This is a genomic window from Rhodanobacter sp. UC4451_H18 (assembly GCF_052978225.1).
Map to the genome: position 1 here is coordinate 2,242,933 of NZ_CM129663.1, position 26,184 is coordinate 2,269,116.

Annotated in this window: 15 protein-coding genes; 10 read left to right on the forward strand and 5 right to left on the reverse strand. The window is 69.0% G+C overall.

Features of this window, described 5'->3' with window-relative positions:
- Positions 1-50: 50 nt before the first annotated feature.
- Positions 51-1,583: an IS1182 family transposase gene (locus ACVCMG_RS10170; RefSeq protein ID WP_447114045.1), complete on the forward strand. Its 1,533-nt coding sequence runs from the start codon at positions 51-53 to the stop codon at positions 1,581-1,583.
- 178 nt (positions 1,584-1,761) lie between these two features.
- Here the strand turns inward: ACVCMG_RS10170 and ACVCMG_RS10175 are convergent, their stop codons facing one another.
- Positions 1,762-2,481: a hypothetical protein gene (locus tag ACVCMG_RS10175; RefSeq protein WP_447114046.1), complete on the reverse strand. Its 720-nt coding sequence runs from the start codon at positions 2,479-2,481 to the stop codon at positions 1,762-1,764.
- A gap of 63 nt (positions 2,482-2,544) precedes the next feature.
- Positions 2,545-2,937 carry a hypothetical protein gene (locus tag ACVCMG_RS10180; RefSeq protein WP_447114047.1) on the reverse strand — a complete coding sequence of 131 codons (393 nt, stop codon included), beginning with the start codon at positions 2,935-2,937 and terminating at the stop codon, positions 2,545-2,547.
- Positions 2,938-3,108: 171 nt separating this feature from the next.
- Between ACVCMG_RS10180 and ACVCMG_RS10185 the strand changes: the two genes are divergently transcribed.
- From ACVCMG_RS10185 to ACVCMG_RS10195, 3 genes are all read left to right on the forward strand, one after another.
- On the forward strand, positions 3,109-4,113 hold the full coding sequence (locus tag ACVCMG_RS10185) for an integron integrase (RefSeq protein ID WP_395120831.1): 1,005 nt from the start codon (positions 3,109-3,111) through the stop codon (positions 4,111-4,113).
- A 289-nt stretch (positions 4,114-4,402) separates the two neighbouring features.
- Complete coding sequence (locus ACVCMG_RS10190) at positions 4,403-4,720, forward strand: hypothetical protein (protein ID WP_447107095.1); 318 nt, start codon at positions 4,403-4,405, stop codon at positions 4,718-4,720.
- On the forward strand, positions 4,717-5,154 hold the full coding sequence (locus tag ACVCMG_RS10195) for a putative toxin-antitoxin system toxin component, PIN family (RefSeq protein WP_447114048.1): 438 nt from the start codon (positions 4,717-4,719) through the stop codon (positions 5,152-5,154). The genes ACVCMG_RS10190 and ACVCMG_RS10195 overlap by 4 nt, the downstream gene beginning before the upstream one ends.
- A gap of 26 nt (positions 5,155-5,180) precedes the next feature.
- On the opposite strand, the gene ACVCMG_RS10200 is transcribed toward ACVCMG_RS10195, so the two are convergent.
- Positions 5,181-13,817 (reverse strand): GH36-type glycosyl hydrolase domain-containing protein, encoded by an 8,637-nt coding sequence (locus ACVCMG_RS10200; protein ID WP_447114049.1) that lies wholly within the window; start codon positions 13,815-13,817, stop codon positions 5,181-5,183.
- A 182-nt stretch (positions 13,818-13,999) separates the two neighbouring features.
- Between ACVCMG_RS10200 and ACVCMG_RS10205 the strand changes: the two genes are divergently transcribed.
- Positions 14,000-14,470, forward strand: coding sequence for an N-acetyltransferase family protein (locus ACVCMG_RS10205; protein ID WP_447114050.1), 471 nt, complete (start codon positions 14,000-14,002; stop codon positions 14,468-14,470).
- A 60-nt stretch (positions 14,471-14,530) separates the two neighbouring features.
- On the opposite strand, the gene ACVCMG_RS10210 is transcribed toward ACVCMG_RS10205, so the two are convergent.
- Both ACVCMG_RS10210 and ACVCMG_RS10215 read right to left on the reverse strand, forming a co-directional pair.
- Positions 14,531-16,936 carry a sensor domain-containing protein gene (locus ACVCMG_RS10210; RefSeq protein WP_447107092.1) on the reverse strand — a complete coding sequence of 802 codons (2,406 nt, stop codon included), beginning with the start codon at positions 16,934-16,936 and terminating at the stop codon, positions 14,531-14,533.
- A 212-nt stretch (positions 16,937-17,148) separates the two neighbouring features.
- Positions 17,149-18,270, reverse strand: a complete 1,122-nt coding sequence (locus ACVCMG_RS10215; protein ID WP_447114051.1) for a hypothetical protein — start codon at positions 18,268-18,270, stop codon at positions 17,149-17,151.
- Positions 18,271-18,434: 164 nt separating this feature from the next.
- Between ACVCMG_RS10215 and ACVCMG_RS10220 the strand changes: the two genes are divergently transcribed.
- The 5 genes from ACVCMG_RS10220 (at position 18,435) to ACVCMG_RS10240 (ending at position 26,168) form a co-directional block, all read left to right on the forward strand.
- Entirely contained in the window at positions 18,435-19,721 is a 1,287-nt protein-coding gene (locus ACVCMG_RS10220) for an acetyl-CoA C-acetyltransferase (protein WP_395120824.1), read from the forward strand.
- A gap of 7 nt (positions 19,722-19,728) precedes the next feature.
- Positions 19,729-20,265 carry a TonB family protein gene (locus tag ACVCMG_RS10225; RefSeq protein ID WP_447114052.1) on the forward strand — a complete coding sequence of 179 codons (537 nt, stop codon included), beginning with the start codon at positions 19,729-19,731 and terminating at the stop codon, positions 20,263-20,265.
- Positions 20,266-20,359: 94 nt separating this feature from the next.
- The gene (locus ACVCMG_RS10230; RefSeq protein ID WP_447114053.1) at positions 20,360-21,856 is read left to right on the forward strand and encodes an efflux transporter outer membrane subunit; all 1,497 of its coding nucleotides are present in this window, start codon (positions 20,360-20,362) and stop codon (positions 21,854-21,856) included.
- A 94-nt stretch (positions 21,857-21,950) separates the two neighbouring features.
- A complete protein-coding gene (locus ACVCMG_RS10235) occupies positions 21,951-23,111 on the forward strand; it encodes an efflux RND transporter periplasmic adaptor subunit (RefSeq protein ID WP_395120821.1) in 1,161 nt (386 codons plus the stop codon).
- Positions 23,112-23,120: 9 nt separating this feature from the next.
- On the forward strand, positions 23,121-26,168 hold the full coding sequence (locus ACVCMG_RS10240) for an efflux RND transporter permease subunit (RefSeq protein WP_447114054.1): 3,048 nt from the start codon (positions 23,121-23,123) through the stop codon (positions 26,166-26,168).
- The last annotated feature ends 16 nt before the right edge of the window (positions 26,169-26,184 follow it).

Consider the following 26,184-nt stretch of genomic DNA (forward strand, 5'->3'; position numbering starts at 1 on the left):
CTATCATTCGCGTTGCCCGCAAAAAAGGCGGGAAACGAGGCGAAGCGACGATGGCGCGATACCGACACTACGACCCCGATCAGACCAAGATGATCCCGGTGAGCTACGGGCGGCAGTTGCTGCCAGGCACCTTCGAACATGCGCTGAGCTACCTGATCGACAACGAGATCGACCTGGGACGGTTTGCCGCGCGCTTCAAGAACGACGAGACCGGGGCGCCGGCCTACGATCCGGCGGTACTGCTCAAGGTGGTGTTGTTCGCCTATTCACGCGGCATCACCTCCTCGCGCACGATGGCGCGGGCGTGCACGGAGAACGTGGTGTTCATTGCCCTGGCGTGCGACCAGCAGCCGCATTTCACGACGCTGGCGCACTTCATAGCGACACTGGGTAAGGAAGTGGAAGCGGTATTCCGCGACGTGCTGATGGTGTGCAACGCCCAAGGGCTGATCGGCAAGGCGATGTTCGCCATCGACGGTTGCAAACTCCCGTCGAACGCGTCCAAGGAGTGGAGTGGCACGCGCGCCGACTTCGAGCGCAAGGCGGCGAAGATGGAGCGGGCCGTTGCCCACCTGGTCAAGGCACATGCCGAGCAGGATGCGAGTGAAGCGCTCGCCCCCAACGCGGACACCCAGCGTCGCCATGAAGAACGCACGCTGGCCACGTTGCGCAAGAATGCCGACAAACTGCGCACGGCGCTCGCCACCACGACCGAACGCATCGGAGCCAAAGGCAAGCCGATCAAGCTGAACCTGACCGATGCCGAAAGCGCCACACTCAAGAGCGGTCGAGGCGTGCTGCAAGGCTATATCGGCGTGGCGGCTGTCGATGACGAGTGCCAGGTGATCGTGGAGGCGCAGGCGCACGGCACCCCGCAAGAACACAATCTGCTCAAGCCGGTGATCGACGGTGTGCGCGAGCACTTGGCGGCGATCGGCGAGGCCGGTGCCGCCGATGAGTCTGCCTTCCTGGCGGACGCGGGCTACCACAGCGAGCGTGGCCTGAAAGCCTTGGCGGCTGACCGTATCGACGGCTATATCGCGGACGGCAACATGCGCAAGCGCGACCCGCGCTACGTCGACGCCGCTGTGCACAAGCCGGCGAGCCAGGCGAAGACCTTCCAGCCCAAAGACTTCATCTTTGACCGTGAACACGGCAGCTGTGTTTGCCCGGCTGGAAAGGCGCTCAAACTAAACAGCGCCAATGCCGTCATCAATGGACGCAAGGCCACCGTATTCAAAGGCACGTCCGTCACCTGCGAAGCATGTCCACTGCGCAGCCAGTGCCTGCGCAAACCTGATGTCACTGCCGTACGCCAGGTCGCCTTCTTCGAAGGTTCGGTAGCAAGCAAACTACCCAACCCGCATTGCCGCGCCATGCGCGAGAAAATCGACAGTCCCGAAGGTCGAGCGATCTACGCCCATCGCATGGGATTGATCGAGCCAGTGTTCGGTCACATCCAGCAACGCGGCTTGCGCCGCTTCACGCTGCGTGGCCAGCGCAAGGTCGACACGCAGTGGAAGCTGTATTGCATCGTCCACAACGTGGCGAAACTACAGCTCTACGGCAAGTTGGCCGCGTAAGCCGAAGAACGCCCGTGAAACCCGTGCCATGCGGCCGTCTGGGCGGCCAAAAATCGCCTATCAGCGACAAACAAGAAGCGAGCGGAGCACTGCACGACGCCGAAACGAAAAATCCGCCAGCACGGCGAACTCGTTTTGCAGATCAGCAAGGGGTTTTTCTACAGCTTCAACGCTTGAGTTAAGCGGCGCGCGGCTTTTCGCGCGTCCGCTTGGACGACTTGTTAGGCACAGTGAGTAGCCCGCCCTCAAAGACCTCTGCATGAAGAAATGAACAAAAAACGTCTAAGAGCTTTTTTAGCTCCTTTTGATTGTTGCCCAACCTTTCGACCCAAGTCTGCTTTACCTCTGAATACTCAGCCCGCGCGTACCTTGACCAATTTGGATCGTCAGGACGTTGAACCGCGAGGAAAGAATACGCTCCGAGCATCTTCATATCGTCATCGGTGAAAGGCCGGTCGTGAACGTGCGACCCACGCACGGAAACAATTGGCGACAACGACTGTTCCACGGTATCAATGAGCTTCTTGTAGGCGCCCCGATCGATAGAGTGCCCAAGGCGCTTTCTTAGGCGCATTGTCTTTATTGCATGCGTCTTAAGTCGCTCTTTGAGGATGTAGATTTCCTGCAGGTAGAAGGTGATGTGGTAATTAAGGTATGCATCAAGCTTAAGTCCCTCCCTACGAGGCGTCCTGGCTCCGATGAAGCTCAAGCAAAGCTCAAGGTTGTCCATTGTCTGAGAGATCTCGGCAAACCGACGGAAGACTTCATTGAGTAGCTCAAGCTCCTGCTCTGAAAAGTCGCTCGCTTCAGGAATTCCCTTGCCCTTGGAACTCATTAGCCATGAGGTCCAGTCAGCCATGCTGGCTTGATATTTTTCAAAGTTGTCGCGTTCCGTCATGGGCTGCCTAACGCTGAAGTTAAGCGGCGGCGAAGCCGTCCGCCTTGAACGAGTAGTTAGAGGTTACGCCAGCTCTGACGAAGTAAGGATGGCTACTTTCAGAGAAGCATTACCCTTGAGAACCCAGGACTCGGACCGTCTTAGGAGATCATGGATAGCTGGCGAGGAGTCTGGGTGAAGCTTGACTACTAAGTGAGTGTTGTCAGGGTTTGGACTGCCAGCTTCGGAGCGAAACTCGTCGGAGCTGATAAAGGACAGGTAGCCTTCCATTTTTTCTAAAAGGCGATTCTGGGACCGTTCGTCGGCCATGAGCGGCGAGGCAACAACTATGACCAAGTCGGCCCCACCATCCTTTTTAGTCGCCATAACATCGAGGGTGCCGAGATACGGAATCGGATGCGTAGGGTCATCGGTTGCCTCCGAAACCAGTTCGTGCTGAATGATCGGAGTCGCCATCTTTTACCTCTAACGCTAAGTAGATTTCAAAGTGCAGTCTAGTCCAGCAGCCTAATCCCTGCACTCCGTATCCGGATCGGGCTGTCGTCCTACACAAATCAACGACTTGTCCTCCTTGGCGCAGCCTAACTTGGCGGCCTAATCTTGCCATGTCCACACATGGAGACAGGGATGACTTCCGTTGACAGGCAGGGAAAGCGAGCGCACCCGGAGGTTGCTGCACCGCCGAAGCTGCTTGACCAGGTGCGCGCCCGGATGCGTCGACTGGCGATGTCCAAACGCAGCGAGGAGGCCTATGTCGGCTGGATTCGACGATTCATCCTGGCCAATGACAAGCGCCATCCCGCCGAACTCGGCGCGCCGGAGATCGAGCGCTTCCTAACCGCGCTCGCGGTGCATGGCCATGTCGCGGCGGCTACCCAGAACCAGGCCTTGTCGGCGCTGCTTTTCCTCTACAAGCAGGTGCTTGGGGTCGAACTGCCGTGGCTGGACGGAATCGAACGGGCCCGGCGGCCGCAGCGTCTGCCCGTGGTGCTGACCAAGGCGGAAGTAACGGCTTTGCTTGGGGAGCTGACCGGTCTGCATTGGCTGATGGGCAGCTTGTTGTACGGCACCGGCATGCGGCTGATGGAGTGCGTGCGCTTGCGCGCCAAGGACGTGGATTTCGAGCGCCATGAAATTCTGATACGCCAGGGCAAAGGGGCGAAGGACCGCCGCACCATGCTGCCGCATTCGCTGGCGGAGCCGTTGCAGGCGCAGTTGGCTGAGGCGACGCGAATTCACCAGCGGGATCTGGCGGCGGGGTTTGGCCGGGTCTGGATGCCCGATGCGCTGGCGCGCAAGTTCCCCGGTGCCGCCGCGGACTGGGGATGGCAGTATGCGTTCCCCTCGGCGGTGCGCAGTGTGGACCCACGCGATGGGGTGGAACGCCGCCATCACGTGGACGAGTCCCGGTTGCAGCGTGCGATCAAGGCGGCGCGGGATCGCGCGGGCATCGTCAAGCCCGCCACTTGCCACACGTTGCGCCATTCCTTCGCCACCCACCTGCTGGAAGCCGGTCAGGACATCCGAACCATCCAGGAACTGCTCGGCCACAAGGACGTGGCCACCACCCAGATCTACACGCATGTGCTCAATCGCGGCGGGCATGGGGTGTTGAGTCCGCTGGATCGGTGAGTCTTCCTCGACGAGCTTTGGGGGCGAGGCTGCCCGCCTCTGGCTCAGGGCCGAATCACCGCCACCCAAGCTTGCGACACCTTTGAACGCGACGCCCGGCGACGGATTCGCGTGAGCGAGCCCGGGCGTGTACCGGACTCGCGATTCTCGCAAGCTGTGAGCTGAGGTCAGGCAGGGAGCTGCCGTTGACGCCACTCGCACCATGAGGCGCGATCCGAACCCGGCGACAAGGTCGCAGACCGGGCTCATTCGACCTAAAGTAAGGTCTCCTTACATTCGGCCCAGGTCAATGCTAGCCAAGCTCACCAGCAAGAACCAGTTGACGCTGCCCAAGGCGGCGGTTGAGGCCACCGGCAATGCCGAGTACTTCGAGGTGGAAGCGCGTGCCGGGCAACTCGTGCTGACGCCTGTGCGCATCCAGCGCGCCGACGCTGTGCGCGCCAAGCTTGCCAAGCTGAACCTCGACGACGATGGTCTCGCCGCGGCGGTTTCCTGGGCACGCCAGGCCAACCCGGCGAGCCACGCCGCACACATCGCCGAGCCGCGGGGCCGGTACGACGCGAAGCCATCGCGCGCGAGCACGCCTGTGCCGCGGCGCAAGCGGTGAGTCCGCCCGCGCACGGGAAACCCCGCTGGGTACTCGACACCAACGTCGTGTTGTCGGCGCTGATCCGCCCTGGCGGCGTCAGCGGTCGTTTGCGTCTCGCCTGGCAGGCGGCGCTGCACGTGCCGCTGGTCAGTCGCGACACTGCCGCTGAACTGATCCGCGTGCTCGCTTACCCCAAGTTCAAGCTGACCGCCGACGAGCAACACGATCTGCTCGCCGACTATTTGCCGTGGACGGGGACTTTCCGTATCCCCGATCCACCACCGCGGACACCCCTCTGCCGCGACCCGCATGATCTGCCGTTCCTGCAACTCGCGCTCGCGGCGAAAGCCGATGCGTTGATCACCGGCGATGCCGGCCTGCTGGTGCTCGCACCGCTGCGCGGCCTCGCCATCCTCACGCCGGCACAGGCGATCGAGCGTCTGTCCCGCTAGAAGCGCGAGCCGGGTCGCCGACGCAGTTATCTCGTGCGTGGCCAATCGAGCTCCACATGATGCTCGACGCCATCGTCGAGCAGCGGGATGCGGTCGTCGGCCCGCAGCTCGCCGTCCAGGCGCACCGCGGGGGACGTGCCGGCGTCGCGCTGGCGCAGTTCGATCCGATACGACGTGTCGCGGTGGCGATAGTCCATGGCGAAGCCCTCCCACTCGGCAGGCAGCACCGGCGCGAAACGCAGCGTGCCGGCCTCCAGGCGCAGGCCGAGCAGCGATTCCACGATCAGCCGGTACATCCAGCCGGCGGAGCCGGTGTACCAGCTCCAGCCGCCGCGACCGACGTGCGGGGCGACCGCGTAGACGTCGGCGCTGACCACGTAGGGCTCGACCTTGTAGACGTCCATTTGCTCGGCATCGATGCCATGGTTGACCGGGTTGATCATGCGCAGCAGCTCCCACGCGCGGGCGCTGTCGCCGAGTTCCGCAAAGGCCATCGTGGCCCAGATCGCGGCGTGGGTGTACTGGCCGCCGTTCTCGCGCACGCCGGGCACGTAGCCCTTGATGTAGCCCGGGTCCATCGGTGTCTTGTCGAAGGGCGGGTCCAGCAGTTGCACCAGGCCGGCGTCGCGGCGCACCAGGTGCTGGTCCAGCGACTCCATGGCCTGGCGCTGGCGCGCCGGCGCGCCGATGCCGGAGAGCACCGACCAGCTTTGCGCGATCGAGTCGATGCGGCACTCGAGGTTGCCGGCGGCGCCCAGCGGCGTGCCGTCGTCGAACCAGGCGCGGCGATACCAGGCGCCGTCCCAGGCGTGCTGCTCCAGCGCGCCGCGAAGCCTGGCCACTTCTTCTTCGCAGCGCTGCGCGAATGCCGCGTCGCCGTGCCCGCGCGCCACCTCGGCGAAGCGCTGCAGCACCTCGCAGCTGAAGAAGCCCAGCCACACGCTCTCGCCGCGACCGCCTTCGCCGACGCGGTTCATGCCGTCGTTCCAGTCGCCGCCGCCGATCAGCGGCAGGCCGCGTTCGCCGCGCAGGATGAAGCTGCGTTCGATCGCGCGCACGCAGTGCTTGTACAGCGGCTCGAACAGGCCCGAGGGCTGCGGCAGGTCGTAATAGGATTCCTCGCCGGCGTGCAGCGCGCGGCCCTCGATGTAGAACACCGGCACGTCGAGCACGGCGCGGTCGCCGGTGGCCTGCACATAGCGGCTGGTGGCCAGCGGCAGCCACAGGTAGTCGTCCGAGCAGGTGGTGCGCACGCCGCGGTCCAGCGGCGGATGCCACCAGTGCTGCACGTCGCCCTCGGGGAACTGGTGCGCCGCGCACAGGAGCAGCTGGGCGCGGGAGAGCTCCGGCGCGGCGTGCACGGTGGCCATCGAATCCTGCAATTGGTCGCGGAAGCCGAACGCGCCGCCGGACTGGTAGTAGCCGCTGCGCGCCCAGATGCGGCAGGCGATTGTCTGGTACAGCAGCCAGCCGTTGGCCAGCACGTCAAGCGCCGGTTCCGGCGTGCGCACCTGCACCGCGCCGAGTACGCGCTGCCAGTGCGCGCGCACCTGCTCCAGCGCGGCCGCGGCCGAGCCGGCGCCGCGGAAACGCTGCACCAGCGCGCTGGCGTCGGCGGCGTCGCGGCCCAGGCCGAGGCGGAAGATCAGCTGGCGCTCGGCGCCGTCGTCCAGCGCCACCTTCGACTGCAGTGCGGCGCAGGGATCGAGTCCGGGGCCGAGCCGACCGGAGAGCTGCTTGCGACCGAGCGCGGCGGGCTTGCGCATGCTGCCGTTGCGGCCGAGGAATTCGCCGCGGTCGCCGTCGATGCCGCGCTCCGGATCGTCCACGTCGAGGAAGGCCACGCGGCCGGGGAACTCGCCGTTGTAGCTGTTGCGGGCGAACAGCGCGCCGCTGGCCGGGTCCGATTCGGTGACCACGTGCATGGCGGTCTTCTCGCGCAGGTCGCCGAGCAGCCACTCGACATAGGCGGTGGCGCTGAGCCGCCGTGGCCGGCCGGATTCGTTGCGCAGTTTCAGCACCGAGAACTTCACCGAGGCATCCAGCGCCACGTAGATCCACAGCTGCGAATGGATGCCGTCCTCGACGTGCTCGAACACGCTGTAGCCGAAGCCGTGGCGGGTCAGGTACTGGCCGCTGCCGCGGCACGGCCGCGGGGTGGGCGACCACAACGTGCCGCTGTCCTCGTCGCGCAGGTAGATCGCCTCGCCGCTGCCGTCGCCGACCGGGTCGTTGTGCCACGGGGTGAGGCGGAACTCGTGCGCGTTCTCGCCCCAGGTGTAGGCGCCGCCGCTCTCGGAGATCACCGTGCCGAAGTGCGGGTTGGCCAGCACGTTGGACCACGGCGCCGGCGTGGCGTCGTTCGCGGCGGAGACGATCACGTACTCGCGGCCGTCGGCGCTGAAACCGCCGTGGGGGTTGCGCAGTTGCAGTTCCGGCAATGCGGCCACCGGCGCCGGCAGCGTCGGCGCGGGGCGTTCGGCGCGGCTGGGCTCGAACGGCGGCGCGTGGGTTTCCAGCTGGCGCCGGCCGATCTGTTCGGCCAGGCTGCCGCGATGGTCGGCCAGCACGATGCGCGCGCTGGCCAGCATCACCATGCGATCCTCGCTGGAGAGCTGCTGCGCCGGGCGCACGAAGATGCCGCCGGAACGATCGAGCAGCCCGGCCTCGCTGCCCGAGGCGATCAGGCCCAGGATCTGGTCCTGCAGTTGCTGGCGGTAGCCGGCGCGGTCCTCGTTCCAGATCACCAGGTCCACCGCCAGCCCCTTCTGCCGCCAGTAGGCATGCGCCTGCACCAGCTGGCGCACCATCTCGATGCGCGCCTCGCTGGCGATCTGCAGCAGCACGATCGGCAGGTCGCCGGAGATCGACTGCCCCCACAACCCGCTCTGCCCGCGGCGGTTGCCGCGCAGCACCGCCGGCTCGGCGCGCAGGCTGGCGTTGGGATACAGCAGCGCGGTGGCCATGTGCTCGTACAGCTGCGCATCGCCCAGGCCGGCGTTGAGCTGGCGCAGCAGCACCTGGCTGTGCGTCCAGGCGAGGTCGAACACGCGGTCGGCAAGGTGGCGGTCGCGGTACTTGCCGATCAGCTGCAGGCAGCCTTCGCGAGAGTCGGCGATGCCGGTGACGTAGTCGATGGTGGCCGTCTGCTCGGGCTGCAGGGTGATGCGGCAGCGGATCGCCACGATCGGGTCGAGCACCGAGCCGGCGCTGCCGGACAGCCGCGTCTGCTCGAGGTCGAGCATCTGAGGGTCGGCCAGGCTGCGGCCGCGGCCAATGAAGCGGGCGCGATCGGTCTCGAACGAGATCTCGTCGATGTCGGCATCGTGCACGGCCAGCAGGTGGAACATCCACGGCGGATGCTCGTCGGCCGCGCGCGAGCGGCGCGTGCACACGATCGCCTGCAGCGCGGGCACCAGCTCGGTCTGCACGAACAGCTTGCTGAACGCCGGGTGCAGCGCATCGGCCAGCGGCGGCGCCAGCACCACCTCGGCGTAGCTGGTCAGTTCGATGGTGCGCGCGCTGCGGCCGCGGTTGGTCAGGTGGGTGCGGCGCAGCTCGATGTCGTCCTCGGGCGAGACGACGATCTCGGTGTGCGCGTCGAACTCGCGCTCGCGCACGCGGAACTCGGCGCGCGCCTCGGAGAAGATCGCCTCGTACAGCTCGGTCTTGTGCCGCGTGGGCTGGTAGGCGGTGGACCAGTACGCACCGCTGGCGACGTCGCGCAGGTAGCAGAACATGCCCCAGTGGTCGCGCGTGATGTCCTCGCGCCAGCGCGTGAGCGCCAGCTCGCCGCGCCGGCTGCTGCCGCCGCCGGCGCTGGACAGCATCACGTGGTAGCGCCCGTTCGACAGCAGCTGCACCGCCGGGCGCGGCCGGTTCGGGTCGCCGAACACGCGCAGCCGCGCCTCGCTGGTCGGCTCGGCCGCGTTGCTGTCGGGGAAGCCGGACGCGTGCAGGTACTCGGCGGCGGTGCGCGGAATGCGCTCCTGCAGCAGCAGGCTGGTGGCACGGAACTGCGGATCGGCTGCGAAGCGCCGCTGCATCGGCCGGTCGAGCAGGGCGAAGTCCAGCGCCAGCAGGCTCATGCCCTGGTGGTGGGCCATGAACGAACGCACCAGCGCCGAACCCTGCCCCACCGGCAGCCGCGCCGGGGTGTAGTCGACCGCCTCGTACATGCCGTAGCGGCCCTGCACGCCCTCGCTGGCCAGCCGCTGCAGGTTTTTCGTGGCCGCGGCCGGCGCGATCATCAGCGCCAGCGCGCTGGCGTAGGGCGCGATCACCACGTCGTCGCCGAGGCCGCGTTTCAGGCCCAGACCGGGCACGCCGAAGGCGCGGTACTGGTAGGTGAAGTGCGCATCCAAAATGTTGTAGCCGGACTCGGACACGCCCCACGGCACGTCATGCTGGTTGCCGTACTCGATCTGCCGTGCCACCGCGGCGCGGCAGGTCTGGTCGAGCAGGGTGTCCTCGTAGCCGGGCATCACCAGGTTCGGCATCAGGTACTCGAACATCGAGCCGGTCCACGACAGCAGCGCCGGCTCGCCGCCCACCGTGGTGAGCAGGCGGCCCAGCGCGAACCAGTTGTCCTGCGGCAGCTGGCCCTGGGCGATGCCGACGAAGCTGGCCAGCCGCGCCTCGGAGGCGAGCAGGTCGTAGTAGCCGGCGTCGAGCCGGCGCGCGTCGACGTTGTAGCCGATCGCGAGCAGGTCGCGTGCGCTGTCGTAGAGGAAGCGGTAATCCATCCGCGCCAGCTCGTCGGCCTGCTGCGCCAGCTGCTCGATCAGCGCGATGCGCTCGCGGGCGTGCTCGCGGATAGCCTCCGCGTCGTGCTCGCCCGACCAGCGCAGCGGCTCGATGCGGCTGAGCACGGCGAGCGTGGGGATGCCGCGCAGGGCGTCGGCGTCATCGTCCACCGGGTCGAGCCGGAAGCGGGCGGTTTCCTCGCACAGCTCGTCCAGCTGCGCGCACAGCGCGTGCAGCCAGTAGCCCGCGTCGCTGTCCGGATGCGGCGCCAGCGCGGGCGCCAGCGCATGCGCGTGTTCGCGCTGGCGCTGCAGCAGCGCCAGCGCCGCGCCGGTGGTGGTCGGCGGTTCGTCCAGCGCCTCCTGCAGCTCGACCTGCAGGCGGTGCAGCGGCTCGTGCTCCTGGTCGAGCGCGTCATGCAGCAGTTGCAGGGTGTCGAGCAGCCCCTGCAGCACGCGCGGACGGAATACCGGTGCGTGGGTCAGTTCCAGCAAGCCCGGGCGCAGGGTCAGCAGGTGGCCGGCGAGGTTGCCGCTGTCCACCGCCGAGATGTACTGCGGCGCCAGCGGCTGCAGCGTGCGGGTGTCGTACCAGTTGTAGAAGTGGCCGCGGTAGCGCGGCAGTTGCTGCAGGGTGGCGAGCGTGTCGCGGCTGCGTTCGAGCAGGCGGCCGGTGCCGAGAAAGCCGAAATCCCACGCGGCCAGGTTGGCCAGCAGGGCCAGGCCGATGTTGGTCGGCGAGGTGCGCGAGGCGATCACCGGGCCGGGCTGCACCTGCAGGTTGTCCGGCGGCAGCCAGTGTTCGGTGGCGTTGACGTGGCTGTCGAAGAACGCCCAGGTCTGCCGCGCCAGCGTGCGCAGGAAGCGCGTCTGCGCCGCGTTCGGCACGAAGGTGTCGGGCCGGCGCGGCTGGCTGACCCACCAGGCGATCGTCGGCGACAGCAGCCACAACGCCAGCAGCGGCCACGCCAGCCACAGCACCATCGGCCGCTGCAGCGCCAGCGCCACGGCCAGGCCGAGCGCCAGCGCCGGCCCGATCCACATCTGCCGCCACACGGCGCCGGGCGCATTGCTGCTGCGCCGGGCCACCTCGCTGGAGGTCTGCCATTGCAGCAGGTGGCGATGGCTGACCGTGATCCGCCACAGCGTGCGCACGATCGCGTCGAGGTGGTAGAGCGCCTCGTGCGGCAGCCAGGCCAGGCCCAGCGCCATCCGCGCGACGTGTTGCAGGCCGTCGGCGAAGCCGGCGCGCAGGTGCTGGTCCAGCTGCACGTCCTTGGGTTTCTGCACCAGCTCCAGCAGCGCCGACAGCAGCGGCGGCACCAGCACCATCGCCAGCACCGCGAGCGTCCACGACAGCACCGGCGAGAGCAGCAGCCAGCCGCACACCAGCAGGCCGAGCACCGCCGGCGGCACCAGGCTGCGGCGCAGGTTGTCGAGGATCTTCCAGCGCGACAACGCGGTCAGCGCGTTGCGCCGCCAGCCGTCCTTCGCGGTCGGCGCCCACGGCAGCAGCCACGGCAGCAGCTGCCAGTCGCCGCGAATCCAGCGATGCCGGCGACGCACGTCGGCGCCGTAGCGGGCCGGGTATTCCTCGAACAGTTGCACGTCGCTGAGCAGGCCCGAGCGCGCGTGGCAACCTTCCACCAGGTCGTGGCTGAGGATGCGGTTTTCCGGGAAGCGGCCGTCCAGGGTGCGCTCGAACGCATCGATCGCGTAGATGCCCTTGCCGATGAACGAGCCTTCGCCGAACACGTCCTGATAGACATCCGAAACCATCTGCGTGTACGGGTCGATGCCGGCGTCGCTGCCGTACAGCTGCGCGTAGCGCGAGCGCGCGGTGCTGGGCAGGCTGATCCCCACGCGCGGCTGCAGGATCGCGTAGCCGCTGACCACGCGTCGGCGCACCGGGTCGTACACGGCGCGGTTGAGCGGATGGTCGATGCTGCCGACGAAGGTCTGGGCGGCATCGCGCGGCAGTTCGGTGTCGGCGTCCAGGGTGATCACGTATTGCACCGGGCCGAGCGCGTCGATGTCGCCGACGATGCGCATGAAGCGGCCGTGCGCGTTGCCGCGCAGCAGCGCATTCAAGTCGGCGAGCTTGCCGCGCTTGCGCTCGTGGCCCATCCAGCAGCGCTCGCCGGCGTTCCAGCGGCGCGGCCGGTGGAACAGGAAGAAGCGGTCGGACTCGACGCTGGCGTAGCGTTCGTTGAGCGCCTCGATGCGCCGCTGCGCCAGCCGCAGCAGCGCCTCGTCGCCGGGCAGGGTTGCGCTGTCGGCGTCGGCGAAATCGGTGAGCAGGGCGAAGTGCAGGTTCTCGTCGCGGTTGCCGAGGAAGCGCACTTCCAGCGCCTCGATCAGTTCTTCCACGTCGCCGGCGCCGCCCAGGATGCACGGCACCGCCACCAGGGTGCGCGCGCTGGCCGGGATGCCGTGGACGTAGTTCATGCGCGGCAGCGGCTGCGGCGCGATCGCCAGCGTGGCCATCCAGTTGAGCAGGCTGGAGCCGAGCTGGCTGGCCACCAGCAAGGCCATCACGGCGATCGCCAGCAGCCAGCCCACCGCCAGTTCGTCCTCGGCGGCGGCCACCACCAGCGGCTCGGCGATGGCCACGGTCAGCACGACCAGCAGTCCGAGGTAGATCGACACCGGGGCGCGGTCGAAATGGCGGCGCAGGCGATCGGCGAGGCGCGGGCGCACGCCCAGGTGCTGCTCCAGCTGCGGCCGGCCGCGATCGATCAGGTACCAGCCGACGTGCCGCGGCAGCGCCGGAGCCGGCTCGTTCGGCGAGGCGGCGCGGCACAGTTCCACCGTGGCGGCGGCCACGCGCACCTCGTCCAGCCGGTGCTGGCGGGCCAGCCGCTCCACCACGTGACGATAGCGGTCGCGGGTGGCGAAGTTCATCTCCGCGTAGACGCCGGCCGGGTCCTCGCGCAGCTGCTGCTCGACCAGGCTCACGCGCTCGACGAAATCGCGCCAGTCGATCGCCGACAGCAGGCGCAGGCTGCCGATGCTGTTGCTCACGCTTACCTGCGCGGCGGCCTGCTGCTGCGCCTCGCGCTGCACCAGGTGCTCGATGCTCTGCCCCGACTCGGACAGGCGCTGCTCGATCCAGCTCAGCGGCAGCGCCAGCGCCGGGCTCTGCCCCTGCAGCCGGCGCGCCATCTCGGCCACGAACGGACCGTTCATCGGCGGGTCCGAGCGCGCCATGTCGGCCACCACCAGCACCACCGAGTTGGGTGCGCGCTCGGCGGTGGCGGTCATCGTGTCGGCCCAGCGCGCGGCCTGGCCGCGGTGGCGCCAGTCGGCCATCACCCGCGCGGCCACGCGGCGCAGGTTCTCGATCAGCGCCAGCCGCAGCATGATCGGGATCGCCCACAGCTCGCCCAGTCGCAGCGGCGTCACTTCCTGGTAGGCGTGGATGAAGCGGTGCAGGCCGGCGGTGTCGATGCGGCCGTCGCCGTGGGCGATGATCTCCAGCGCGATGTCGTAGACCCGCGGCAGCCCGGCCGAGGCGCCGTTATCCAGTCGCGGCAGTTCGCGGCTGTAGCCCTTGGGCAGATGCCGGCGGGCGATGCGGATCTGTTCCTCGATCAGGTAGAAGTTGTCCAGCAGCCATTCGGCCGCCGGCGTGATCCGCCGCTTGCGCCGGGTCGCCTGGGTCAGCCGCTCGCAGCTGTGGGTGATGACCGCCTCGTTGTCGGCCAGCCGGCCGAGCAGCAGATCCATGCTGGAGCGTTCGCGCAGGCGGTGCTGGCCGGCCAGCTCGCGGCCGTGCTGTTCCATCTGCTCGGCATTGAACAGCTCCGCGCGCAGCGCCGGCTCCTGCTCCGGCCGCGTGCGGGCGGCCACGCGGCGGCGGCGGAAGGCCTGCAGCCGGCGCAGCTTGAGCCGATCCAGGACGCTGCCGATGTTCAAGCGAAAAACTCCTTGCCGGGGAAAACGAAAGAGCGCCGACGATGCCGCCGCGCGGCACGCGGGCCGCGCAGGCAGCAAGGCCGGACGTCGCCGGCGCGGCCAGCGGCTGTGCCGTGACAGTACGCGGACCCATGTGAAGAGCGTGCGCGCTACGATCGGCGTTCCGCCGCCGGAGTCCCGCCATGCCCGTGTCGATCCGCACCGCCAGCCCCGCCGATGTCGCCGACCTGGCGGCGTGGAACGCCGCGATGGCGTGGGAGACCGAACACAAGCGACTGGACCCCGAACGCTTGCGCCGCGGCGTCGGCGCGGTGCTGGAACAGCCGCAGCGGGGCTTCTATCTGGTCGCCGAAATGGACGGCACGGCGGTGGGCGGCCTGCTGGTGACCTATGAGTGGAGCGACTGGCGCTGCGGCGATTTCTGGTGGATCCAGAGCGTGTACGTGGTGCCCGCCGCGCGTCGCAGCGGCGTCTTCCGCGCGCTGCATGCCGCCGTGGCGGAGCGCGCACGCGATGCCGGCGCGGTCGGCCTGCGGCTGTACGTGGAAACGGAGAACGCGCGCGCGCAGGCCACTTACGAAGGCCTCGGCATGCAGCGCTGCCATTACTTCATGTACGAGGCATCGCTGGTCGATCCCGACCGCTCGCGCTGAGCGTCGCCCGCGCCGAGGGCGGAGTCGACGCGCGGACGCGAACGGCCGGGACCGCGCGCTTTACGAGCCGGCGGCCCGGGCGGGTTCGGCGAGCAGTTTCTCAAATTCGGCGACCGGAAGTGCCGCGGCGAACAGGAAGCCCTGCAGTTCGGCGCAGCCGGCCTGGCGCAGGAACGCGGCTTGCGCGTCCGTCTCCACCCCTTCGGCGACCACCAGCTTGTCCAGCCGCTGGGCCATGGCGATGATCGCGCTGGTGATGGTGGCGGTGTCGGCGTCGCCGATCACGTCGCGCACGAACACGCGGTCGATCTTCAGCGTGTCGATCGGGAAGTGCTTGAGGTAGGACAGGCTGCAATAGCCGGTGCCGAAATCGTCCAGCGACAGGCGCACGCCGCGCTGGCGGATACGTTGCAGCAGGCTGCCGGTGACATCGCCGCCGGACATCATCATGCGTTCGGTCAGTTCCAGTTCGAGCAGGCCGGGGTCGAGTCCGCTGTCGGCCAGGGCGTCGTCCAGCCAGTCGGGAAAATCGACGTGCTGGAACTGCACCGGCGAGACGTTGACCGAGACCGGGATGCGGTACCCCTGCTGCTGCCATGCGCGCGCCTGCCGGCACGCCTGGCGCAGCACCCAGGTGCCGATCGGCAGGATCAGGCCGGTGTCCTCGGCGACCGGGATGAACTGGTCGGGCTTGTACAGCTCGCGTCCGCGCACATGCCAGCGCAGCAGGGCCTCGGCACCCACGATCTGTCCGCTGGAGGCCGCGATGCGCGGCTGGTAGTGCAGGCTCAGCTGGCCGCGCGGCAAGGCCTGGCGCAGCGCCGACTCGATGCTGCGGCGGGCGCGCGCGCGCTCATCCATCGAGGCGGTGAAGAAGCGGCAGCCGTGCACGCCCTGGCTGCGCAACGCGACCAGCGCGGTCTCGGCATGCTGCAGCAGGGTTTCCGGGTCCAGCGCATCGTCGGGATAGACGCTGATGCCGATGCCCAGATGCAGGCCCAGCGCATGCAGGCCGTCCACCCGGGTCTGCTCGCCCTGGTCGATCAGGGCGCGCGCCAGGCTGGCCGCTTCGCTGGTGCTGTCCAGCGCGGAGAGCACCACCACGAACTCGTCGCCGCCATAGCGCAGCAGCTGCGCCTCGGCAGGCAGGCGGCGCTGCAGCTGCGCCACGAACGCGCGCAGCACGCTGTCGCCGGCGGCCTGTCCGTGCTGGTCGTTGATCTGCTTGAACTGGTGGATGTCGATGTACAGCAGCGCCACGCGCTGCTGCCGGCGCCGCGCATTGGCCAGCGCCTGGGTCAGGTGGTCCTGCAACTGGCTGCGGTTCGGCAGGCCGGTGAGCGTGTCGTGCTGGGTCAGGTGCACCAGCTTGAGCGCGAAGGCGCGCGTTTCGCTGACATCGTGGAACACCAGCACGCCGCCGACCACGTTGCCGGCGTGGTCGTGGATCGGCGCGGAGGAATCCTCCACCGGCGTGTCGAAGCCGTGGCGATGGCGCAGCAGGGTGCGGCCGGCCAGGTCGGCGATGGTGTTGCTGTCGATCGCGGTGCGCAGCGGGTTGGCCACCGGCCGGCCGTCGACGGCGTCGAACAGCTGGAACACCGCCTCCACCGGCAGGCCCTGCGCCTCGGCGCTGCGCCAGCCGGTCATCGCCTCGGCGATCGGGTTGAGCGAGCGGATGCGCGACTGCGGATCGGTGATGATGACCGCGTCGCCGATCGAGCGCAGGGTCACCTCGGCCAGCTCGCGCTCGCGCTGCAGCGCGTCCTCGAATGCCTTGCGCTGGCTGATGTCCTGCGCCTGCGACACGAAGTACAGCGGCGCGCCCTCCTCGTCGCGCACCAGCGACACGGCCAGCTGCAGGTGCACCACGTGGCCGTCCTTGTGCAGGTTGCGCTTTTCCAGCTGGTAGTTTTCGCGCTGGCCGGAGAGCAGCTGCAGCATCTGCTCGGCATCGGCGGCCATGTCGTCCGGATGGGTGACGTCGGCCACGCCGAGGGTGAGCAGTTCCTCCTCGGTGTAGCCGAGCATGTGGCACACCGCGGCGTTGACGCGCAGGAAGCGCCCGCCCGGCCCGGTCAGCGCCATGCCGATCGCGGCATGCTGGAAGGCGCTGAAGAAGCGCCGCTCGCTTTCATGCAGGCGCAGCTCCAGCTCGCGCCGCTCGGTGATGTCGACCAGCGCGGTGAACACGCCGCGCACGCGGCCGTCTTCGTCGAAATCGGGCGCGAAGTTGCCGTGCGCGTAGCGCCGCTCGCGACCGTTGAACAGCTCGCCCTCGTAGCTGGAGGGGTGGCCCGCGTAGGCCTGCTCCAGCGCCGCACGGGAGCGTTCGTAGTTGGCCTCGCCGATCACTTCGACCAGGCGCTTGCCGATCAGCTGCGCCGGGTCGACCCCGAGCCAGCGCCGATGGGTGTCGTTGACGTGGCCGAAGCGCTGGTCGAGATCGAGCCAGGTGAGCAGCACGGGGGCGCCATGCCACAGCCGTTGCGGCCCATGTGATCCCCCTGTCGGTGTCGGTACTCCCTCGGCTTGCTTCGGCGGCCGCATGGTGTTTCCGTCAGCTGGAGCGCGCCCCCTTATCAGCGCCACGCCATCATGCGCCGACCGTTCGCCGCCGCACAACTGCTGCCGGCCAGGAAAATGTCCGGGCCGGCCGGCACGCGCGTGTCATCCGCTCAGGGCGCGCCGAGGGCGCCGGCCGCATCCAGCACCATCTGGCCGCGGGTGTCGAGTTCGGCGGCGGTGCCGTATTGCGCGGCGAGCTGCTGCAGCAACGGGCCCAGCGCCTGCGGCTGCAGCGGATAGCCGTGCGCCAGCATGCGCGGCGCGCCATCGGGCCGCGGCTGCGCCACGCTGACCGCCACCACGCCCAGCCCCGGCGCCTCATGCGCGAACAGGCGCGGCGCGGGCGCGGAGGCTGGAGCGTCGGCGAGTTGTTCCAGCAGATAACCCGCGCCGGCGGCGACCGCCGGCGACGACTGCAGCCGCAGCGGCAACTGGTGCGCCTCCAGCAGCGCGGCGTACTGGCGCAGCTCGAACACGATGCCGGCGAAATCGTGCGCGCGCTGCGCCGCGTCGGTGCGCTGCGCGGCCAGCCATTGCGCCGGCGGCTGCGCCCACACGATGCCGTCGGCGTAGCGCAGCGCCAGCCCGCGCGCGCTCATCGTCGTCTCGGGCTGCTCCGGGGTGAGCAAAGCCGCTTCCAGCAGCGACCACAGCGGCGCCAGGTTGGCGTGTTCGTACTGCACGCAGGTCAGCGCGAGCAGGTCGTTGCGGCTGAGGTAGCGCAGGTGTTCGAGGCGGATGCCCAGCGTGCGCATCAGCCAGTCGGCGGTGGCCGCGCCGGCCTCGCCGCGGCCGACCAGCTGGATCTCCAGCTGGGTGGCGAGTTCGTCGGCGGCCTCCGGATTGACCAGCAGGCTGAGCGGCAGCAGCCGCATCGGGCCGCCGGCGTACGCCGACGAGGGTTGCAGCACGGGCGCCGGCATCACGCCGTCGTGGCTGCCGAAGGCGACCACGTGCTCCAGCGTGCCGCGCGGCAGCCGGCGCGCCAGGTCGTCCAGCGTCGCCCACACCGGGAAACCGGGGCGCAGCAGTTCGACCTGGTCGAACAGCGCCCCGGCCAGCGCCAGCCGCGCCCCGGCGACCTGCGGCACCAGGCCGAGCAGGTCGGTCGCCACGTGCTGCGCCAGTTCGGCGGCCGCGTCGCGGGTGAGGGTGGTCGCCGGCGCCGGTTGTCCGGTCACCGGTTCGAGGGCCAGCAGCACCGGCAGGGCGTGCAATGTTTGCGCTTCCACGATGGATCCATCTTGCAGCGGGAAAACATCCATTCTACCGCCGCGCCGCGAGCGACCTGCCGCACGGTGCTGAACAAACCGCCACGCCGGCGGCCATCCGGGCTTTCGCCCGGCGGCATGGCGGGTTAGCCTTGAAGCCATTCGTGTGATGGATCGTTCAGGGCATGGAAAACACGCACAGGCGCGTCGGCGTGATCGGCGGCGTACGCATCCCGTTCTGTCGCAACAACACTGCCTATGCCGACGTGGGCAACTTCGGCATGTCGGTGAAGGTGCTCGGCGCCCTGGTCGAGCGCTTTGGCCTGCACGGCGTGGAGCTGGGCGAAGTGGCCGCCGGCGCGGTGATCAAGCACAGCGCCGACTGGAACCTGGCGCGCGAGGCGGTGCTCAGCTCCGGGCTGGCACCGACCACGCCGGGCATCACCACCGCGCGCGCCTGCGGCACGTCGCTGGACAACACCATCATCATCGCCAACAAGATCGCCTGCGGGCAGATCGAGGCCGGCATCGCCGCCGGCTCGGACACCACCAGCGACGTGCCGATCGTGTACGGCCGCCGCCTGCGCCGCCGCCTGCTGGCGATGAATCGGGCCAAGACCCCGCTGGAGAAGTTCAAGGCCGCCACGCGCGGCTTCTCGCTCCGCGAGCTGAAGCCTTCGTTCCCCGGCGTGGCCGAGCCGCGCACCGGCAAGTCGATGGGCGATCACTGCGAGCAGATGGCCAGGCAGTGGCAGGTCAGCCGCGAGGCACAGGACCGGCTGGCGCTGGACAGCCACCACAAGCTCGCCGCCGCCTACGAGGCAGGTTTCTTCGACGATCTGCTGGTGCCGTTCCGCGGGCTCAAGCGCGACGGCTTCCTGCGCCCGGACACCACGCTGGAGAAACTCGCCACGCTGAAGCCGGCGTTCGACAAGCGCTCCGGCCACGGCACGCTCACCGCGGGCAATTCCACCGGCCTGTCCGACGGCGCCGCCGCGGTGCTGCTGGGCAGCGAGGCGTGGGCCGCGCAGCGCGGGCTGAAAATCCAGGCCTATCTGCGCGACGCCGAAGTCGCCGCGGTGGATTACGTGCACGGCGAAGGCCTGCTGATGGCGCCGACCATCGCGGTGCCGCGCATGCTGGCGCGGCACGGGCTGAGCCTGCAGGACTTCGATTTCTACGAGATCCACGAGGCATTCGCCGCGCAGGTGCTGTGCACGCTGCGCGCGTGGGAGTCGGCCGATTACTGCAGGAACCGGCTCGGGCTGGATGCGCCGCTGGGCGCGATCGACCCGGCCAAACTCAACGTGCACGGCTCCAGCCTCGCCGTGGGCCACCCGTTCGCCGCCACCGGCGCGCGCATCGTGGCGACGCTGGCCAAGCTGCTGGAACAGAAAGGCTCCGGTCGCGGGCTGATCTCGATCTGCACCGCCGGCGGCATGGGCGTCACCGCGATCCTCGAGCGGCCGTAGCACGGTCATGTTGCGACTGCGCACCACCACCGGCCTCAGCGTCCTGGCCCTGGCCATCGGCATTGCCGGCACCGGCTGGCTCAGCACGCTGACCGCCAGCTGGCCCGATGCGCCGCGCGGCATCGCCGCGTCACACGATGGCCCGGCGTCGGCCCGCCCGCTGCGGCACCGTCGCCATGCGGTCGTGCCGGCCGTGCGCCAGCGCGCCCTGCCGGCGGAGAATGGCGTGGACATCGCGCAAGCTGCGGCGGCGCCCCCGCCGACACGCCTGCAGCCGCTGGCCACGCCAGCCGCGGCCGAACGCTGGGACGATGTGCGCGGCCATCTGGACGGCCAATTGACCGTGCAACTGCGGGTGGATGGCGAAGGTCGCGTGCTGCACGCGCGCGTGGTCGCCTCCAGCGGCGATCCGATCCTCGACGCGCACGCCTTGCGCAGCGTGCAAGGCTGGCGTTTCGCGGTGCCGCCGGGACATCCGGACGGCCTCAGCGGCGAGCTGCCGATGCGCTTCTCCTCGCAGGACGGCCGCGTCGGCATGCTGTAACGGCGGCATCGCCACGGGTGACCTCTCACCTATATATCTGAACTCCGTCGTCTGCTAATGTCCCGGGCCGGCTCCCCCTGCCCAGGCTCCCCTCGTGCCCCGCGACCTGCTCCGCTTCTCGCCGACCCTGCGCCTGCGCGCGTTGCCACCGCTGCTGGGACTGATCCTCGCCGGCTGCGCGGTCGGCCCGGACTACCACCGTCCGGATGCGCCGCCGGTGGACCGCTATACGGCGCAGCCGCTGCCCGCCGGCACCGCCAGCGTGGCCGGCGCAGCACAGCGTTTCGTCGTCGACGCGGCAGTGCCCGAGCACTGGTGGACCACGTTCGGCAATGCCGAGCTCGACCGCCGGGTGGACACCGCCCTGCGCCACAGCCCGTCGCTGGCCGCGGCCCAGGCCGCCTTGCGCCAGGCGCAGGAGAACGCCCGCGCCGCCGGCGCGGTGCGCTTCCCGGCGGTGGATGCGAACGCCGGCGTCACCCGCCAGAAGCAATCCGGCGCCGCGTTCGGCGACACTTTCGCCTTCGCGCCGCTGACCGTGTACAACGCCGGCGTCAGCGTCAGCTACGGCATCGACCTGTTCGGCGGCACCCGCCGCGGCATCGAGGCGCAGGCGGCGCTGGCCGACGTGCAGCAGGCGCAGGCCGATGCCACCTGGCTGACGCTCGCCGCCAACGTGGTCACCGCTTCGCTGCAGGAGGCGTCGCTGCGCGAGCAGGTGCGCGCCACCGAGGCGATCGCCGACAGCCAGCGCGACAGCGTGCGCATTGCCGAGCGCCAGCAGCAGATCGGCGCGACCTCGCTGGCCGCCACGCTGGCCGCACGCAGCGAGCTGGCCGCCACCGAGGCCACCTTGCCGCCATTGCGCGCACGCCTCGCCGCCACCCGCAACCAGCTGGCCACCTATCTGGGCAGCACGCCGGCGCAACTGGAGTTGTCGCCGCTGCCGCTCGATGCGATCGCGCTGCCGCGCGACATCCCGGTCAGCCTGCCTTCGCGGCTGGTGGCGCAGCGGCCGGACATCCGCGCCGCCTCGGCGCAACTGCATGCGGCCACGGCGCGGGTCGGCGTGGCCACCGCGGCGATGCTGCCGCAGATCACTCTCTCCGGCAGCGCCGGTTCGCAGACGGCGCATGTCGGCGAGCTGTTCTCCGCCGGCAGCCGCGCCTGGTCGCTGGGGCTGGGGCTGACCCAGCCGCTGTTCCACGGCGGCGAACTGCGCCACCGCAAGCGCGCCGCCGAAGCCGGCCTGGACAAGGCTCTGGCCGACTGGCAGCAGACCGTGCTGGTGGCGTTCCAGAACGTGGCCGATGCGCTGCAGGCGCTGCAATACGACGCCGACGGCCTGGCCGCCCAGCTCGCCGCCGAGGACGCCGCCGCGCAGCGGCTGGCGCTGGCCCAGCGGCAGTACCGGGTCGGCGCCAGCGGCTATCTCGACCTGCTGCAGGCGCAGCGTGACCACCAGCGCGCGCGCATCGCGCTGATCCAGGCACGCACCGCGCGGCTGGCCGATACCGCTGCGCTGTATGCCGCGCTCGGCGGCAGCTGGCGCGGTGACGCCAGCACCGAGGCAGCCGTCCAGAAGCCATAGCGTTATCTACGAGTGCGGACAGGATGTCCGCTCTTTGATCTTTGGCGATCAGGGAGGATCGCATCAATCAATGCCCACCCACAGGAGCCCGCGCATGCCCACGCGCGTTGACAACAAACCCGGCACCACCAAACGCATGCTCTGGATGATCGGCGGCGTGCTGCTGCTGATCGCGTTGATCGTCGGCATCAAGGTGCTGCTGGTGATGCGCATGATCCACTCGATGCCGCAACCGGCGCCGGCCACGGTCAGCACCACCACCGTCCGCGAGCAGCCGTGGCAGCCCGCGCTGAACGCGGTCGGCACGCTGCGCGCGGCGCAGGGCGCGGAGCTGGCGATGGATGCCTCCGGCCTGGTCACCGCGGTGCCGCTGAAATCCGGCCAGGACGTCAAGCAGGGCCAGCTGTTGCTGCAGCTGCGCGACGGCGACGAGGCGGCCAAGCTGGAGCAGCTGCAGGCGACGGCGAAGCTGTCGCAGCTGACCTTCGAGCGCGCGCGCCAGCAGCTGGCGGCGCAGGCGATCAGCCAGGCCGACTACGACCGCGCCGCGGCCGAGCTCAAGGCCAACCAGGCCGCAGTGGCGCAGCAGCAGGTGATCGTGGCGAAGAAACAGTTGCGCGCGCCGTTCGCCGGTCGTGCCGGCATCATCACGATCAGTCCGGGCGACTACGTGAGCGCCGGCGCCACGCTGGTGACGCTGCAGCAGCTCGACCCGCTGTTCGTCGACTTCCACGTGCCGCAGAGCGAACTGGGCCGGTTGCAGGTCGGGCAGTCGCTGCACCTGAACCTGGATGCCTACGAAGGGCGCCAGTTCGACGGCAAGCTCACCGCGATCAGCCCCAAGGTCGACCCCGGCACCCGCAACGTGCAGGTGGAGGCCAGCGTGCCGAACCACGACAAGACGCTGAGCCCGGGCATGTTCGCCCGGCTGGCGGTCGACGTCGGCCAGCGCCAGCCGCGGCTGACCCTGCCGCAGGCGGCGATCGTCTACAACCCGTACGGCGACACCGTCTACGTGGTGCATCCATCCAAGGGCAAGGACGCGCAGGGCCATCCGCTGCCGCCGACGGTGCAACAGACCTTCGTCACCGTAGGCGAGACCCGCGGCGACCAGGTGGCGATCCTCAAGGGCCTCGACGCCGGTACCGAGGTGGTGACCAGCGGCCAGGTGAAGCTGAAGAACGATGCGCCGATCAAGGTCGACAACCGGGTGCAACCGGCCGACAGCGCGCATCCCACGCCGCAGGAACACTGAGCCGCCACGATGAAATTCACCGACTCGTTCATCAACAAGCCGGTGCTGGCGATCGTCGTCAGCCTGCTGATCCTGGTGCTGGGCATCCGCGCAGTCAGCAGCCTCAGCGTGCGCCAGTACCCGGAGACGCAGAACGCCACGGTCACCGTCACCACCGCCTACTACGGCGCCGACGCGGCGACCATGGCCGGCTTCATCACCCAGCCGCTGGAGCAGGCGATCTCGCAGGCGCAGGGCATCGACTACCTGTCCTCCAGCAGCGTGTCGGGCGTGTCCACCATCACCGCCACGTTGCGCCTCAACTACGACGCCAACCGCGCGCTGACCGAGATCACCACCCAGGTCAATTCGGTGAAGAACCAGCTGCCGCCGCAGGCGCAGCAGCCGGTGCTGAACGTGCAGACCGGCGAGACGGTCGACGCGATGTACATCGGCTTCTACAGCGACGTGCTGCCGACCAACAACATCACCGACTACCTCGCGCGCGTGGTCAAGCCGAAGCTGGACGCGCTCGACGGCGTGCAGACCGCCGAGCTGCTCGGCGCGCGCCAGTTCGCGCTGCGCGCGTGGCTGGACCCGGCCAGGATGGCCGCGGTCGGCGTCACCGCCAGCGACGTCAACGCCGCGCTGGCGGCCAACAACTATCTCGCCGCGGTCGGCTCCAGCAAGGGCCAGGCGGTGACGGTGGACCTGACCACCGACAGCAGCCTGCACACGGTGGATGAATTCAAGCAGCTGGTGGTGCGCCAGTCCGGCGGCGCGATCGTGCGGCTGCAGGATGTGGCCACGGTGTCGCTGGGCTCGGAGAACTACGACTTCAACGTGGCCTTCAACGGCAAGCGTTCGGTGTTCATCGGCATCAAGGTGGCGCCGGACGCCAACGTGCTGGACGTGGCCCAGCGCGTGCGCGATGCGTTCCCCGAGATCCAGCACCAGTTGCCGAGCGGGCTGACCGGCAAGATCGTCTACGACGGCACCGACTTCGTGAACAGCTCGATCAACGAGGTCATCAAGACCCTGGTCGAGGCGCTGGTGATCGTCACCCTGGTGATCTTCCTGTTCCTGGGCAGCCTGCGCGCGGTGATCATCCCGGTGATCGCGATGCCGCTGGCGCTGATCGGCGCGTTCTTCGTGATGCTGGTGCTGGGCTATTCGATCAACCTGCTGACCCTGCTGGCGCTGGTGCTGGCGATCGGCCTGGTGGTGGACGACGCGATCATCGTGGTGGAGAACGTCGACCGCCACATGAAGGAGGAAGGCAAGACCCCGCTGCAGGCCGCGCTGCTGGCCGCACGCGAGCTCGGCGGGCCGATCCTGGCGATGACCGTGGTGCTGATCGCGGTGTACGTGCCGATCGGCTTTCAGAAGGGCCTCACCGGCGCGCTGTTCAGCGAGTTCGCGTTCACCCTCGCCGGCGCGGTGACCGTGTCGGCGATCGTGGCGCTGACGCTGTCGCCGATGCTGACCTCGCGCTTCTTCACGAGCGGGCAGGAAGGCGGTCGCTTCGTGCAGTTCATCGACCGCCAGTTCGACCGCGTGCACCACGGCTACCAGCGCGTGCTGCACAACGTGCTGTCGACCTGGGTGGTGGTGATCGTGATGGCCGGCCTGCTGCTGCTGGCCACGGTGGCGCTGGGCGTCACTGCGCAATCGGAACTGGCGCCGGAGGAGGACCAGGGCGTGGTGGTGGGCCAGATCGTCGGCGCGCCGAACGCCACCGCCGAGCAGATGAACGTGTACGCCACCCAGATGTTCGAGCTGGCCAAGGAATTGCCCGAGTACGAGCAGATGTTCCAGCTGACCGGCGTGCCGACGGTGAACCAGGGCATCGGCGGCGTGCTGTTCAAGCCGTGGGACCAGCGCCACCGCGGTGCGCACGAGTTGCAGCAGGAGCTGCAGGCGAAGTGGAACGGCATCGCCGGCGCGCAGGTGGCGGCGTTCCAGTTTCCGCCGCTGCCCGGCGCGCAGGGCCTGCCGATCCAGGTGGTGATCACCACCACCGAACCGTTCGCCAACCTCAACGAGGTCGCCAGCGCGGTGCTGGCCAAGGCCCAGGCCAGCGGCAAGTTCTACTTCATCGACTCGGACCTCAAGGTGGACAAGCCGCAGGCCACGGTGAACCTGGACCGCGACCTGATCGCCGCGCTGGGCCTGACCCAGGCCGACGTCGGCGCCGCGCTGGGCTCGGCGCTGGGCGGCGGCTACGTCAACTACTTCTCCATCGCCGGGCGTTCGTACCGGGTGATCCCGCAGGTGCTGCAGGCCGACCGGCTGAATCCGGAGCAGGTGCTGGACTACTACCTGCGCGTGCCGGACGGCTCGGTGATCCAGGCCGGCACCGTGGCCAAGGTCACCCATGAGGTGGTGCCGCAGTCGCTGAACCGCTTCCAGCAGCTGAACTCGGCCACCATCTCGGGCGTGTCGGGCATGTCGCAGGGCGATGCGCTGACCTACCTGCGCGACCTGGTGCACGAGGTGGCGCCGAGCGGCTACAACGTGGACTACGCCGGCCAGTCGCGCCAGTTCATGCAGGAATCCGGCGGCTTCGGCGGCACCCTGCTGTTCGCCGTCATCATCGTGTTCCTGGCGCTGGCGGCGCAGTTCAACAGCTTGCGCGACCCGGTGGTGATCCTGGTCTCGGTGCCGCTGGCGCTGTTCGGGGCGCTGATCTTCGTCAACCTGTTCACCAGCCTCAACATCTACACCGAGGTGGGCCTGGTCACCCTGATGGGCCTGATCAGCAAGCACGGCATCCTGATCGTGCAGTTCGCCAACGACTCGCAGCGCGCCGGCATGTCCAAGCGCGAGGCGATCGAGCACGCCGCGGCGGTGCGCCTGCGGCCGATCCTGATGACCACCGCGGCGATGGTGCTCGGCGTGATGCCGCTGGTGATCGCCGCCGGCGCCGGCGCCGCGGGCCGCTTCAACATGGGCCTGGTGATCTCCACCGGTCTGGCCATCGGCACCGTGTTCACCCTGTTCGTGGTGCCCGCGTTCTACATGCTGCTGGCGGCGGACCACCATGCGGGCAAGGACGGGTCGGTGGCGGCGGCATGAGCGGTGATCCCGTCGC